Source organism: Sulfurimonas sp. (assembly GCF_018698455.1).
Taxonomy (GTDB): Bacteria; Campylobacterota; Campylobacteria; order Campylobacterales; family Sulfurimonadaceae; genus Sulfurimonas.
This window is the reverse complement of sequence record NZ_JABIOQ010000041.1, coordinates 1-15,319: the sequence shown is the minus strand read 5'-3', so window position 1 is coordinate 15,319 and position 15,319 is coordinate 1. Positions and strand designations below refer to the sequence as shown.

General features: G+C 31.9%; 11 protein-coding genes. 8 read left to right on the top strand and 3 right to left on the bottom strand.

What is annotated here, in order from left to right; genetic code table 11:
* Positions 1-29: 29 nt before the first annotated feature.
* On the bottom strand, positions 30-425 hold the full coding sequence (locus HOG88_RS05585) for a hypothetical protein (RefSeq protein WP_295004071.1): 396 nt from the start codon (positions 423-425) through the stop codon (positions 30-32).
* Between the two features lie 162 nt (positions 426-587).
* Here HOG88_RS05585 and HOG88_RS05580 point away from each other — a divergent pair, with 162 nt between their 5' ends.
* The 4 genes from HOG88_RS05580 (at position 588) to HOG88_RS05565 (ending at position 4,792) form a co-directional block, all read left to right on the top strand.
* Positions 588-884 carry a hypothetical protein gene (locus tag HOG88_RS05580; protein WP_295004069.1) on the top strand — a complete coding sequence of 99 codons (297 nt, stop codon included), beginning with the start codon at positions 588-590 and terminating at the stop codon, positions 882-884.
* Between the two features lie 49 nt (positions 885-933).
* On the top strand, positions 934-1,410 hold the full coding sequence (locus HOG88_RS05575) for a hypothetical protein (protein WP_295004067.1): 477 nt from the start codon (positions 934-936) through the stop codon (positions 1,408-1,410).
* 106 nt (positions 1,411-1,516) lie between these two features.
* Positions 1,517-2,956, top strand: a complete 1,440-nt coding sequence (locus HOG88_RS05570) for a YdiU family protein (protein WP_295004065.1) — start codon at positions 1,517-1,519, stop codon at positions 2,954-2,956.
* Between the two features lie 93 nt (positions 2,957-3,049).
* Positions 3,050-4,792 carry a GGDEF domain-containing response regulator gene (locus HOG88_RS05565; RefSeq protein ID WP_295004063.1) on the top strand — a complete coding sequence of 581 codons (1,743 nt, stop codon included), beginning with the start codon at positions 3,050-3,052 and terminating at the stop codon, positions 4,790-4,792.
* Here HOG88_RS05565 and lolA read toward each other — a convergent pair.
* Positions 4,782-5,297, bottom strand: a complete 516-nt coding sequence (gene lolA / locus HOG88_RS05560; RefSeq protein ID WP_295004061.1) for a LolA-like outer membrane lipoprotein chaperone — start codon at positions 5,295-5,297, stop codon at positions 4,782-4,784. The genes HOG88_RS05565 and lolA overlap by 11 nt on opposite strands.
* Positions 5,298-5,425: 128 nt before the next feature.
* On the opposite strand from lolA, the gene secA reads away from it, so the two are divergent.
* Both secA and HOG88_RS05550 read left to right on the top strand, forming a co-directional pair.
* Positions 5,426-7,996, top strand: a complete 2,571-nt coding sequence (secA, locus tag HOG88_RS05555) for a preprotein translocase subunit SecA (protein ID WP_295004059.1) — start codon at positions 5,426-5,428, stop codon at positions 7,994-7,996.
* Positions 7,993-9,195: an ABC transporter permease gene (locus HOG88_RS05550; RefSeq protein ID WP_295004057.1), complete on the top strand. Its 1,203-nt coding sequence runs from the start codon at positions 7,993-7,995 to the stop codon at positions 9,193-9,195. Before secA ends, HOG88_RS05550 begins: the two co-directional genes overlap by 4 nt.
* Positions 9,196-9,202: 7 nt before the next feature.
* On the opposite strand, the gene HOG88_RS05545 is transcribed toward HOG88_RS05550, so the two are convergent.
* Entirely contained in the window at positions 9,203-12,337 is a 3,135-nt protein-coding gene (locus HOG88_RS05545; RefSeq protein WP_295004055.1) for an AsmA-like C-terminal domain-containing protein, read from the bottom strand.
* Between HOG88_RS05545 and mltG the strand changes: the two genes are divergently transcribed.
* Positions 12,336-13,211 (top strand): endolytic transglycosylase MltG, encoded by an 876-nt coding sequence (mltG, locus tag HOG88_RS05540; protein ID WP_295004053.1) that lies wholly within the window; start codon positions 12,336-12,338, stop codon positions 13,209-13,211. The two genes, HOG88_RS05545 and mltG, sit on opposite strands and share 2 nt — an antisense overlap.
* Positions 13,212-13,346: 135 nt before the next feature.
* Positions 13,347-15,319, top strand: a 1,973-nt coding sequence (locus HOG88_RS05535; RefSeq protein ID WP_295004051.1) for an NADP-dependent isocitrate dehydrogenase, incomplete at its 3' end; no start/stop codon positions are given.

Sequence of the window (15,319 nt, the reverse complement as noted above, 5' to 3'; positions counted from 1 at the left end):
AGTTTAAGTTTTAAAAATTTTTGAAGCCATCATACTTCAAAAGATAAGTGAGTAAAAGCTCCCTCTGCACTCTGAGCACTTTTATAGCGGGTAGTAAGTAGTCTTACATCTTTAGTCTCTAAGTCACATATAGCAAGTCTATAGTTTGCACCCATAACGGGTTCAACAATACAAATGATTTTGTTTTCATATTTTCTAGTTGTGTGGATAATTCCAGTGAGTTTATGAAAAAAGTATTTTGGATAACTAAGAGGTGTTATTTCTACAATGTTGACCTTGCTGCGTTTCTCGAAGGTATCAGCAATAAGTTGCGCGTCTTCTAAGCTTTCAAACTGCATGCACCAATCATCAAAAATTTGATTGAAGTTCTTCATACCCTCATCCAAAAATCCACCTGTTGGTGATTGTAAAGCAAAAATTTGCATTCATTGTCCTCTTATTAATATGAAATTTTATCATAAAGCTATAAAAATGGAGAACTTTTTTTAACACTTAAAAATAACAAAATTGAGTTTTATAAATATAAATTATGTGATATAGGTTATATTCATTTGCTATAATCCTGCACAAACAAAGGATAATAAACTATGAATCCCTCGAACAAAGAAATGCAACTACACAAAAACTGTCAGCTCTATGCTTATGTCCTGACATCACAAGGCAAAGAAGTTCCCCAAGAGATACAAGATTGTATAGATGATTATGAATATGTTATAAACTGCTCTGAGGATCTTTATAAAGAGATTAAAGGCCTAGATACTGATACATTTGAAATAATTGTGAATAATAAAGAGTTATTAGAATCCAGGGAGCTTTCATATTGGTGGGAGATGTACAAGGAGTACAATAGAATTCAAAGAGAACTGTCTTCAGGTGCCCGATAAAGCTTAATTAGCTAAAATTTCTTAATTATTTACAAGCAAAAGGGTTAAAATGATTTCTACAGGTATGATTTTTCAATTTAATAGTGATCAGGGCATGGGTCTCATAATGCTTAGTGATGGTGAAACAAAAGAGTTTGGCACTCATTTTTGGATAGATACCGAGAATGAACCAGCTGTAGGTCAAAAAATATCTTATGAAGACAACTATGGCATTATTAAAATTAAGGTGCTAAGTGAAGAAGTTCAACCCATTTCTTCTTCTGAAGATATAAATATAGATAATGAAGAAGATGAAACAGATGATGGTATAAAAAAGTTTTCTAATATAGATGATTGTATTAGCTATTATATAGATAGTGGTTTTAAGCTAGTGAGTGATACTGAAGAAGGTGAGTCTAGAACTATAAATCTTAGGTTATACACACCAACTGATTATGGAGAGGCTACAATTAAAAAAGTTGGTTCAGAAATCACTGTCTTCCAAATTCTTAATGGTAAAAAAGAGCAGTTAACGGGCAATAGTTAAGTAATATTAGCTAATATTAAAGTTATTTTCTTAGTATTAGCAAAGGGTGATAAACTACTCTGCTAATACCATATGCTATTTAGAACTCCACATGTAAAATTCCATTATGAATTTAAATAATATGACACTTGAAACCTCTTACCTTTCTTTAGATGAAGAATTTTATAAATTAACTGACCCTCAACCACTTGATGAACCTTACTTAATTAGTTTTAATAAAAACGCAGCTAAGTTAATAGATCTTGATAGTAGCACTGAACAAGACCCTCGCTTTGTAGAACTTCTCAATGGTACTTTTAGTCCTAAAGGTTCTCATCCTTTTGCCATGTGTTATGCAGGGCATCAGTTTGGTCATTATAACCCATGGTTGGGTGATGGAAGAGCTCTTAATTTGGGTAGTACTTCTGGATGGAACCTACAGCTCAAGGGGAGTGGAGATACCCATTACTCTGCTTCTGCAGATGGAAGGGCGGCAGTACGTTCATCTATCCGCGAGTACTTGATGAGTGAGGCAATGCACCATCTTGGTATTCCTACAACACGGGCACTGGGAATCATAGGGTCAAAGAGCAAAATAATTCGTAGTAAAATGGAAAACGCAGCTATCGTTATGCGTATGTCTACTAGTTGGGTACGTTTTGGTACATTTGAATATTTTTTCCATATGGGTGAACATGCCAAGCTAGAAGCACTTGCTGAGTATGTAATATCTGAATCATATCCACATTTAAAAGATGACGAGGATAGATTTTTTAAAATGTTTTGTGAAATAGTTGATCGAACAGCATCCACGGTTTCAAAGTGGCAAGGAGTAGGGTTTAACCATGGAGTAATGAATACTGATAATATGTCCATTGAGGGTCTTACTATCGATTATGGTCCTTTTGCCATGATGGATGATTTTAACTATAACTATGTCTGTAACCAGTCAGACCGTGTTGGTCGTTATAGTTATGGTGAGCAGCCAAATATTTCTTACTGGAATTTGACTATGCTCTCAATCGCTTTTTCTAAGATAGTTTCTAAAGATAGAATGGAGAAAAAGCTTGAGGATTATGGTGCTTTTATATTTCCAAATGCTTATGTAGGTGTTATGCGTGAAAAGATGGGACTTTATATAGAGTTAGATAGTGATGCAGATTTAGTAGAAAAAATCGTTGTTGCACTGCATGAAGCCTATGTTGACCATACCCTTTTCTTTAGAATACTTAGTAGATATGATGGTGACAGGTCACCTTTGTATGATATTGCTATGGATCCTGTTGTTCTAGATAACTGGCTTAAGCTTTATGACAAGCGTCTCCTAGAAGAGAGTGGCTCTCAACAAAAACGCCAAGAGCTGATGTTAAGTACAAATCCGAAGTATGTTTTAAAGAACTACATGATTCAAAAAGCCATTGTTCTTGCTGAAGCAGGTGATTACTCAATGGTTGAAACATTAAAACATATCGCTGAAAATCCATATGCTGAACTTCCAGAATATGAACACTTTTCAGGTGATACACCAGAGGAAGATAAGAATATAGGACTCTCATGTTCATCCTAAGTTGTTTAGAATGAAATCTTTTCTTTATTATTAAATATATTTAATAATAAAGCGTTATAATTTATAATATTTTATTATATAGGATGTATAGCTATGGCTGAGTTAAAAGATTTATTACCCATCACTAAAGAACTATCCCTTTTATACATAGATGAAAATCAAGGTTTTTTAACAAGTGTAACAACTGCTTTAAGAAAAGTATTTTCAAGAGTTGATGATGCAAATAATGCAACACTAGGAGTAGGTTATTTGAAAGTTCATTCTTATGATATAGTTGTTGTTGATGCCACATCTGTAATTATGGATGTAGAAAATCTTATAAAAAACATCAGACTCCATAGTAATTTTCAGGAGATTATTCTTACTACAAAAGATACATCAGTCGAGCATCTCTTAAGTCTATATAATTACCAGGTTTTCTCCGTTTTAACAAAACCATTTAATACAGAAAACTTCTTAGATTCTATACTTATACTTTCAAAGAAATTGAAATATACAAGAAGTTTTTTACAAGAGGGTATAGATAAATTAGACGAAGACCTAAAATATGAAAGAAAACGCATAGGTAGTTCTATGCTTAAAGAAAAGAAACTTCAAGATGAGCTTGAAAGCTATAAAAATAGTATACATATAAATAAAAATATTTATGAGCTCACAAAACTTCCAAGCCGGTATGCACTGCAAGATATGCTTGATGGAAGAGAACAGTCTGCAATGTATCTTAATATTGACCATTTTGACTTTATAAATACTACCTATGGTATGGGAAAAGCAAATAAACTACTTAAAGAATCTGCAATTCAGCTTAGTCGATTTTTAACAACAAATGCACAACTTTTTCATATAACAGCAGATGAGTTTGTTATATTACTAAATGAGCCAACACTAGATCAGCCAAATTTACTTGGACAACAGGTTCAAGCATTTTTTAAAGAGTCTCCTATTCATTTTGATGAGTATTCTCACAATATAATTTTTTCTATAGGAATAGCCAATGGAAAGGGAAAAAAGCTCTTTATAAATTCTAAAGCAGCATCTATGGAAGCTCGATATTATGGAGGTAATCAGATTGTAATATATAACCTAGATTCCTCGTACATGAAAGAGCATAGGGATAGTCTCTACTGGATAGGAATCTTGAAAAAAGCCTTTAATGAAGACAAAATTCTTAATTATTACCAACCTATTATTTCTAATTTACAAGAAGAAACGAAGCACTATGAAGTGCTGTGCCGTTTAATTGATGATAATGGTGCACTTGTTGATGCTGATAAATTTATTAAAAGTGCAAAAAAGGTAGGATTAATAACACAGATAACGAGACTGGTAATTGATAAAACATTTAAATTATTTAAAGATAATGATTATAATTTCTCAATTAATATTAGCATGCATGACTTACATGAAGATTATCTATTTGCATTTTTAAATTATAAGTGTGACAAGTATAATATAGCACCATCGAGAGTACACTTGGAATTAGTAGAGGATATTATTATTAGTAAGTCGCAAAAATTAGATAAGCAAATTCTAGGTCTGAAAAATATGGGTTATCATGTGATTTTAGATGACTTTGGGACTGACAAGGCAGCATATAGTAGAATGTTTGACCTAAAAGCGGAGTTTATTAAGATAGATGGGACATTTATAAAAAAATTATATGAAAATAAAGAGTATCAGTTGATTGTAAAAAATATCGTTGACTTCTCTAAGAAGCGCGGTATTAAAACTATTGCAGAGCATGTTGAGAGTCAAGAAATATTAGATATTGTTAAAGAACTAGGAGTAGACTATTCCCAGGGTTTTTTTATAGGTGAACCATCAGTTAGTCTCTAATGATATCATATGCATCAGGGATAGATGGAACAAATAGATCTAGAGAAATTTGTTTATTTTGTATTTGTTTTGTAAAAAATATTTTTATACTATTATCTAGTTCATCTTTGTATGCAATAGAAGCTATAAATGAATTACTGAAGACAATTTTAAAATCAGTCTCCCCAAAATGAGCTTTATAAATGTTTTTTTCTAATAAAGTTGCATTTTTAATGAGATCAAAAATATCAAAATCCAAATAAGTATTTCGTATAATCACTTGTTCAATTTCTGGCTCAATAATTACGACCCTTGTTCTAGATACATATATATCTTTGTTAAGTGGCTCAGTATACTTCCAAAGTGCATAGTTTGGCTTAAGTGCACTGATATGTCCATTATAGCTAATTACTTTTCCTTTTTCATCAGTAAGTTCTTGTTTGAAGTCAGCTTCAAAAGAATTAATAGTGAGTACTTGTGCATAAGAAATATAAAATAAGATCTGAAGTAGTATTATGTGTTTCAAGTGTATCCTTTGTTCTTGAAATTATATCTAATTAACCATTTATACTCTTTGTTATATTTAATGTGATAAAATAATCGTAATTTCATTTTACTATATTTTATTATATAGTATAACATATAAGGTTGAGAATGCTAGAAGCATTAATAGGGAAGGTCTTTGGCACATCAAATGACCGTGAATTAAAAAAATATTTAAAAAGAGTCAGTAAAATAAATGCACTTGAAGAGAAATATAAAGCTCTCAGTGATGATGAACTAAAGTCAGAATTTAATGATTTAAGAAATAGTGTTTTAGATGATACTAATACACTTGATGATGTTTTAGCAGAATCGTTTGCAATAACAAGAGAAGCGAGTCAACGTGTTTTAAACATGCGCCATTTCGATGTTCAACTTATTGGTGGTATAGTACTTCACGAGGGTAGAATAGCTGAAATGAAAACAGGTGAGGGAAAAACACTTGTCGCAACACTGGCTATTGTCTTAAACGCGATGAAAGGCAAAGGTGTTCATCTTGTAACTGTAAATGATTACCTAGCATCAAGAGATGCAAGTGAAATGGCTCCGTTGTATAACTTTTTAGGTTTTAGTGTTGGAACAATCCTTGAGGATTCTAATTCCCAAGAAGAAAAACAAGCTGCTTATGAAGCAGATATTACTTATGGAACAAATAATGAATTTGGATTTGACTTTTTAAGAGATAATATGAGCTACTCGAGCGATGATATGTCACAAAAAAATCATCATTTTGTTATTGTAGATGAAGTAGATTCAATTTTGATTGATGAAGCAAGAACACCTCTTATTATTTCTGGTCCAACAAATAGAAACATGCAAGATTATGCAAAAGCAAATAGTGTTGCTTTAACTCTAAACAAAGATGTGGATTTTACAGTAGACGAAAAAGACAAAGTTGTACTTATCACAGAAGAGGGGATAACTAGAGCAGAAGAATTATTTGAAGTAGAAAACCTTTATAGTGCTGAAAACTCTTCATTGTCACATATTCTCGATCAAGCACTTAAGTCTAACTACCTTTTTGAAGTTGATGTTGATTATGTTGTTCGTGATGGCGAGGTTATGATTGTTGATGAATTTACTGGACGTATCAGTGAAGGAAGACGCTTTTCAGAAGGCTTACATCAGGCATTAGAAGCTAAAGAGTCAGTTTCAATAAAAGAAGAAACACAAACTCTTGCTGATATTACATTTCAAAATTATTTTAGAATGTATGGTAAATTAGCTGGTATGACGGGTACAGCTGAAACAGAAGCGACAGAATTCGCTCAAATATATAAGCTAGATGTAGTTTCAATTCCTACGAATATTCCTGTAGCAAGAAAAGATTTAAACGATTTAATCTATAAAACTGAAGAAGAAAAATTTAATGCAGTAATTGAGACAATCAAGACACTAAGTAAGACTGGACAGCCTGTTCTTATTGGTACCGCATCTATAGAGAAGTCTGAAGCACTCCATGAAGTACTTAAAAAAGAAAAGATAGCACATACTGTTCTTAATGCAAAAAACCACGAACAAGAGGGTGAAATCATTAAATCTGCCGGTGTTAAAGGTGCTGTGACAATTGCTACTAATATGGCAGGTCGTGGTGTTGACATTAAAGTGAATGATGAAGTTCGTTCTCTTGGTGGTCTTTACATTGTAGGAACAGAGCGACATGAAAATCGTCGTATAGATAATCAGCTCCGTGGTCGTTCAGGTCGTCAAGGGGATGCAGGATCAACTCAATTTTATCTCTCTTTAGAAGACAATCTTTTACGTATTTTTGGAAGTGATAAAATTAAGTCTATAATGGAAAGACTTGGTGTTGAAGATGGCGAATATATAGAGTCAAAAATGGTTACTCGGGCAGTTGAAAAAGCTCAGAAAAAAGTCGAAAATATGCACTATGAAGGACGAAAACAAGTTGTTGAATATGATGATGTAGCAAATGAGCAGAGAAAAATTGTTTACAGATTCAGAAATCAACTTTTAAGTAAAGACTTTGATATTTCATCTAAGATTGATGAAATTAGAGAAGAGTATATCGCCTATATTCTTCAGCAAGCTGATATATATGATGGTGGAGCTAGAGAAGACTTTAACATTAAAAAATTACTAGAACTTCTACAAGAAAAAATTAATTTTCAAACAGAGGCCAGTGAGCTTGAATCTCTTGAATACTCCGAGCTTTTAAATACTCTAGTATTTAATCTCAAATCATTATACGATGACAAGATGAGTGTTCTAGAGGATGATGTTCGTAAAGATATAGAAAAAGAGTTTTATCTTAAAGAACTTGATAATTTATGGAGAGATCATCTTTATGAGATGGATAGTATGAAAACAGGTATCAGACTCCGTGCCTACAATCAAAAAGATCCACTAGTCGAGTATAAAAAAGAGAGTTTTAATCTTTTTAGAGAGCTAATTAGTGATATAAAATTTAATACTATAAGAACATTACAAATTATCCAATTTAAGATGGATTCAGCAGAAGAAGAAGCTCAGGCAATTTCTGACAAGCTCGCAGAAGAACAAAAGATGCATGAAAAAAACATACAGCTTAACCATTCTTCAAGTGAAGCAACTTCGGACAAGAAAATAGCTAGAAATGATCCTTGTCCTTGTGGTAGTGGTAAAAAGTATAAGCAATGCTGTGGTAAAAGCGGTCCTAAAAAAGGTGCTTTTGCTTCTTGAAAAAATCAATAGTTCCTTATTTAGTCAAAAGATTTTTAAGATTTGACAAAGAACAGCCATTTATCTTTCTTTCTGCTCTTTTAGCATTCTTGGGTATTACCCTTGGTGTTATGGTTTTACTCATTGCTATGGCTTTAATGAATGGTTTTGACAAAGAGTTTAAAAAGAAACTAACTATTATGAATTATCCATTGACAATACTGCCTGTATTCTATGGTAATGTAAACAAATCCTTACTTATAGACTTAGAAGAAAAATTTCCAGACTTAAAATTCAGTCCATATGTTCAATCATCTGTTATGGTGCGTAGTGGTTCTAAACTAGAAGGTGCTTATCTTTTTGGTGTAAACTTTAAAGATGAGTATTTTGTAAATAGTGTTTTAAGTAAGGCTATTAAAGATGTAAAATTTAATAAATTTGATGTACTTATTGGTAAAACATTAAAGAATGAATTTCATCTTACACAAAATGACAAACTTATGTATATCTTTACAAGTACAGAACCGGGCGGACTTTCTATTACACCTAAGCTGAAGCGATTCAAAGTAAAATCGGTTTTTGACTCAGGTCTGTCTACTTATGATAAAGTGTATAGTTATACAACACTTGAGGCACTTCAGACTTTACTTCATATGCCAAGTAACATGTATGACGGGATACATATATACTCTGCAGATCCCCACAATGATATAGAAGCAATTAGTAAGTTCTTACCATCTGGTGTTTCAGTTAAAGGCTGGTGGGAAGACAATTTAAACTTCTTTGCTGCCTTAGAGATGGAAAAAGCTTCTTTATTTATTGTATTAATGCTTATTATTCTTATTGCATCTATAAATATTATTTCATCATTATTGATGAATGTTATGAATAGAAGAGGGGAAATAGCACTTCTCTTATCTCTTGGTGCCTCAACACTTGAAATTAAAAAAATATTTCTTTATCTTGGAACTATTATTGGTATTGGCGGGATTCTTTGTGGTGTGACTCTTGGTTTAAGTGGTATATGGATCTTGGGAACATTTGATATAATATCTCTTCCAAAAGATGTCTATCCAACATCAACACTTCCTTTGGATTTAAGCTTTCTTGATTTTATATTAATAGTTTCCGGAGCATTTTTAATAGTACTTGCTTCTTCATATTATCCAGCGAAAAAAGCTAGTGAAGTTGATATATTAACTGTTTTAAGAAACGAGTAATTTACTATTACCTCTTTAAATCCTGGAAAATTTTGTAGGGTAAAAGTAAAGTCCTTTTTATAATATTTATCGGTGCCACTATAATTTCTTTTGCAATAAGAGATTTTACTGATGGATTACTTAAACTTCCATCTATATTTAATGTGGTTGAGATACTTTTTTCATCAAATATAATGTATCCTACGACAGGAACCTGAGAAAGTTTACTCCCTAAGTCTGTTTGAAGATTTAAGTCTACATCTAAAGTCTCTTTCTCTATATTAATGATTCCTTTACCAACTATGTCTATTTCTTTAGAATCTAAATATATATCAGAAAGATGGATAAGATTATTTTTTGTATTAAAACGAAGATAGGCTGTGTCTGTATAAAGTCCATTCGTACTGTATCCAGGTAGTGAAAATGTAATGAGAGATGGAACGGTATTAATAAAAGCAAGTATATTATTGAGTATTTTATAGTCTATTATTACTGTATCTTTAAGATACATTGTACCTTGATATTCATCGATATTACCACTAGCAGAGAAGTCTAAACTTCCCCCTTTGAACTTAGAAAGATAGAAGAGTTTAGATATAAAATTGTCATTAAAATCTTTACCATAAAGATGAAATTTATTCTCTTCCAATCTAAATCCAGCAAGAGCTTTTTTATGTTTTAGTTGAGCTGTTATAATATTATTATAATATTGGACATCTATAGTGTCTGAGAGTATCTTTCTGTTATCACTAAGATAAATAAAAGAATTTTCAGCATGAGCAGTTATACTAGTTGTACTGTTTGAATCTTTTAGGTGTAACTCTTTAGTAGCTCTCAAAAGTTCACTAATATTAAGGCCACTATTATATATCTTTATATCTATGTCATCATTTATGTCTACTTTTACCTGCTTATTTATTTTTGCTTTTAGTCTTTTTTTATAAAGAGTACCATTAATAGTATATTTAGATGTTGGTTTCTTATTGTGAAGTAAAACCTTATATGGATAGATTATGTGCGCTAGAAAATTCACATGTTTATCTTTTACTTGCTTAAAGAGAGTTATTCTCCCATCAGAAATATTGAATTTTTGTAAAATAGGTGAATTATGTTTAATATCTTCTAGCGAATTTAAAGAGAGTTCCCATCCTAGTTTATTTGATATAAACTTAGTGTCTAATTCTACTGAATTCACTATAAGAGAGTTGTTGTTTTCTTTAAGGGATAAATATATTTTTTTATTTTTATATAATATTTTTTTTGTATTTGGATTAGTAAGAAGAAAGTTATTTAAACTTAGATGAGAAGTTTCTGTGTCAAAGTTGTACTTTGCAAAAATATTAGTCGAAGCATATTCTCCAATGTGAAGTGTTTTGGCATTTAATGAAGCACTTTTGTCATCTGCTTTAATCTTGAAGGCTTCGGCTATACATTCTGTGCCACTTAAGCTAAAGTAAATGTTTTCAGTAGAGCTGATAGAGAGCGTATCTTTATAGTTCACTTTAAGGGGTGTGTTTGACTGAGTGAGCTTTAATCCATGATATGATAGCTTTAGAAGATCAATATTTAAGTCTAAATTAGTATCTTTTAAGTTTAGCATCCCTGATAAAAATCCAGAGGCAATATCTGAATAAGAAAAAGATACTGTTGGAAAGTCAAATAAAAGTTTATCTAAGTCAATATTTACAAGAATTTTTTCTAGAGATATGAGTTTACTTTTAAATTTCCAAGATGATTTTTCAACAGAAATAGTATCACCATCTGGAGCGATGCTGTATACAGCATAAAGACTTTTCTTTTGAGTATCTAATGACAATTGATCCTTAAATTGAAGCTTGTCTAACTTAAATTTAATTTTGCCTTTTGATGAATGTGCATTATAAATTACACTTACATTAGCATCCGCAATACCTTTGTATTTAGCCTGCATATTATTAATGGTTACATCATAGTTACTAAGGTTTATATGTGCATTAGACAAATCAAGATCTAAACCAAGATAATTAAAATTTGCTTTTTGTGTAAAAAAACTCCCATTGGCATTAACATTAATATTTCTCAATCCAACTGTAATTTTCAAGTCAGTTTTTACTGATCCACTGTTTTGTAAAAATGGTAAATCAATTTTATAGGTATGTAAAACATTTAACATAGCCTTATCAAGCATCCCATCAAAAAGAAGATTAAGAGTTAATAGTTCCTCTTGTTTTGTGAAATCTATTTTCAACCAACTTTTCTTAAGTTCTACACTATTAGAATAAGAATTTTGTGGGTATATGAATAGTATTCCATTTTTAAATTCTAAGATTGTTTCTGTTGTATGTATTGAATCAAGATTTTTATTATATGTATAGTTGAGATTTTTTATAACCCCATAAAAATTAATATTCTTGTAGGCACTCATAATTTCATCATGTAATATAAATCCAGATAATTTTTTAACTTCAACACTAGACATGTCTATCGCCTCGTAAATCCAATAATAAACTTCTTTTGGAACATTTGCCATTTTGACTAAATTTTTAAGTTCTCTTATGTCCTTTTTACTCTTTATTTCATAAGTGGTATTAAGAGGTGTAGTTATTGAGGAAAAATCTAGTTCTACATCTTCATGAATATTTATTTTTAGATTAGTAGAAAGTGTAAGTGATGAAGTATTACAGTCGATATTTCCAGTTATTAAGATCTTAGTTTCATCATAATTAAATTGCTTTATATTTAAGTGCAATTCATTGTTAGTAATATTTAAAATAGAGTCAAAATTTAAGGAGTTAGAATTACTTCTAATAAAGCCGAGTTCACCTTGTTTATATTTAAAAGCAATATTTGAATTAGCAATATTAAGGTTATCAATAATTATAGAGTCAAAATAATTTGTTACTTGTGAAAGTATGGTAAAGTAATTTTCAACTGTTTTGCGACTTAGGTTAAAGGAACCTTCTTTCTGTGATACACTAAGTTCTTTGATAGATAAGTCTAGTTTCTTATTCCATTTAATGTATAATTGCTCGATGTGAACATTCGAAGAAGAGAACTCGTCTATTAGTAGACCATTTTGTAAAATAATAAAAAAGATAAAGACTAAAGAAAAAATGAAAACAAAAAAACTGATAATTATAAAGTATGTCTTTGAAATAATATTAATAATAATGTTATCGTTCATGTACTACCTAAATAAGCCAATTAAAACACCAAGAGTACTTTATATACAAAAAGGTTCTATAAATACAATTATAACACAAATGCAGAATGAAAGGTATGATGTAAACAAACTTGACTCTTTTGTTTTGAGGCTCATTGGTTATCCACAGAGTGGCTGGATAGATATGTTTGAAACAGATAATACAAAAGCAGACTTTTTATATAAACTAACTAGACAAAAAGCTGCACTACAAAATGTAACATTAGTCCCAGGTGAAACGAGTTACATATTTTTAAATCAATTAGCTCATAACTTAAAACTAGATAGAACTCTACTTCAGAGGGAATTTAAAGTGCAGGTCAATGCTAGGGAAGGTATGTTTGTACCAGATACATACAGTATACCAGTTGGCATTACTGAACATAAACTTATTCAACTGCTACTAAAAGTATCACTTGTTAAAATGAAAGAGTTATCTCTTAAGATTTTTGGAGTCTATGATGAATTAAAATGGTTTCGTTATGTTTCAATAGCCTCCGTGATACAAAAAGAGTCCGCAAACAAGGAAGAAATGCCCATAGTGAGTTCTGTAATCTATAATAGAATAAAAAAAGGCATGAGGCTTCAAATGGATGGAACCCTGAACTACGGAAAGTATTCACATGTAAAAGTAACTGCTAAAAGAATTCGTGAGGATAAAAGTTCTTTTAATACCTATCTCCATAGAGGTGTTCCAAAGCAAGCAGTCTGTAATGTTAGTCTTGATGCAATTAAGGCCGCCATCTTTCCTTTATCTACAGACTACCTTTATTTTATGAAGAATAAAAATAATGTTCACGATTTTACACGTAACTATTCTACACATTTAAGCAATATAAAACGTGCTACTAAATGAAACAAATAATAAGTATAAGCTAAATATTCATTAAAGCTAATCAAATATTATATATCTTAGTGGTATTATTTGATTTGTAAATTCCATGAAGCTTATGCTATCATGAAATAAAATATTTTTCACTAAGGAATCAAAATGTCAAAAATTATCTGGTCAGTTATTGATGAAGCTCCAGCTTTAGCAACTTACTCTCTTTTACCAATCGTTAATGCGTTTACTCAAGCAGCAGGCGTTGAAGTAGTAACTAGTGATATTTCACTTTCAGGTCGTGTATTAGCAGCAATGGGTCTTGCTAAAGACGAACTATCAGAATTAGGTAAGGTTGTTTTACAAGATGATGGTAACATTATCAAACTTCCAAATATTTCTGCATCTGTTGGCCAACTTAAAGACTGTATTGCAGAACTTCAAGGTCAAGGTTTTGATATTCCTAAGTACCCTGAAAACCCAGCAAATGATGCTGAAAAAGCTACACAAGCTAAATACTCTACTTGTTTAGGTTCAGCTGTTAACCCAGTTTTACGTGAAGGTAACTCAGACAGACGTGCAGCAGTAGCTGTTAAGAAGTTTGCTCAAAACAACCCACACAAATTACGTGCATTCCCAGAAAATCCTAAAGCATATGTTGCTCACATGGAAGGTAAGGGTGACTTTTTTGCTAACGAGAAATCAGTTACTGTAGCAAAAGCTCAAAAAGTTACTATCGCACTTAATGGTAAGGAATTAACTACTATTGATGCTATTGATGGTGAGATTCTTGATGGTACTTTTATGTCAATTGCGGCACTTAATACTTTCTATAAGAAAACTATTGAAGATGCTAAGAAAAATGGTGTTTTATGGTCTTTACACCTTAAAGCAACAATGATGAAAATCTCTGATCCAATTATGTTTGGTCACGGTTTTAAAGCATTTTTTCCAGAAGTATTTGCTAAGTATGCAGATACATTTGCAGAATTAAATGTTAATCCTAATCAAGGTATGTCAGATTTAGAGAAAAAAATCGCTGGTCATGCTCAAGAAGCTGAAATTAAAGCTGCTTTCTTATCTGTAGTTGAAGCTGATTCTCCAGCAATCGCTATGGTTGACTCTGACAAAGGTACTACAAACTTCAATGCATCAAATGATGTAATTATTGATGCTTCTATGCCAGTTGTTGTTCGTGAAGGTGGTAAGCAATGGGATAGAACTGGAGCTGCAGTAGAATGTGTTGCTGTTGTTCCTGATTCTACTTACGGTATGTTCCATGCTGAAATGGTAGCAGACTGTGTTAAAAATGGTCAGTATGACGTAGCTACTATGGGTACTATGCAAAATATCGGTCTTATGGCTCAAAAAGCTGAAGAGTACGGTTCTCACCCAACTACATTCGAACTTGCTGAAGCAGGTACTGTTACAGTAACTGGTTCAATTGACGGTGAAATGATGTCTTTTGAATGTGAAGCTGGTGATATTTGGAGAATGTCTCGTACTAAAGATATTCCAATCAAAGACTGGGTTCGTTTAACTGTTGAAAGAGCTAAGCTTGAAAACGTTCCAACAATCTTCTGGTTAGATAACAAAAGAGCTCACGATGTTCAAGTTAAAATCAAAGTTGATGCATTCTTAAAAGAATTTGATACTACTGGTTTAGACATTCAATTCATGAATGTTACTGACGCAACTCGTTTTACAAATGCACGTGTTCGTGAAGGTAAAGTAACTATCGCTGTAACTGGTAACGTTCTTCGTGACCACCTTACAGATATGTACCCAATTCTAGAGCTTGGAACATCTGCAAAGATGCTTTCAATCGTTCCATTATTAGCTGGTGGTGGTCTTTATGAGACTGGTGCTGGTGGATCTGCTCCTAAACACGTTGAGCAATTCGTTAAAGAAGGTCACTTACGTTGGGATTCACTTGGTGAAATCTTAGCACTTGCTGAGTCTTTACGTTTCCTAGGTCAAAAGCATTCTGATGCGAAACTAACTGCTTTAACTGCTGGTTTAGATTCTGCTAATGCTGCTTACCTAGATAACAACAAAGAGCCAGGTCGTAAAGTTGGTCAACCAGACAATAAAGCGTCTCACTTCTTCGTAGCTCAGTACTGGGCTAAAGCACTTGCTGA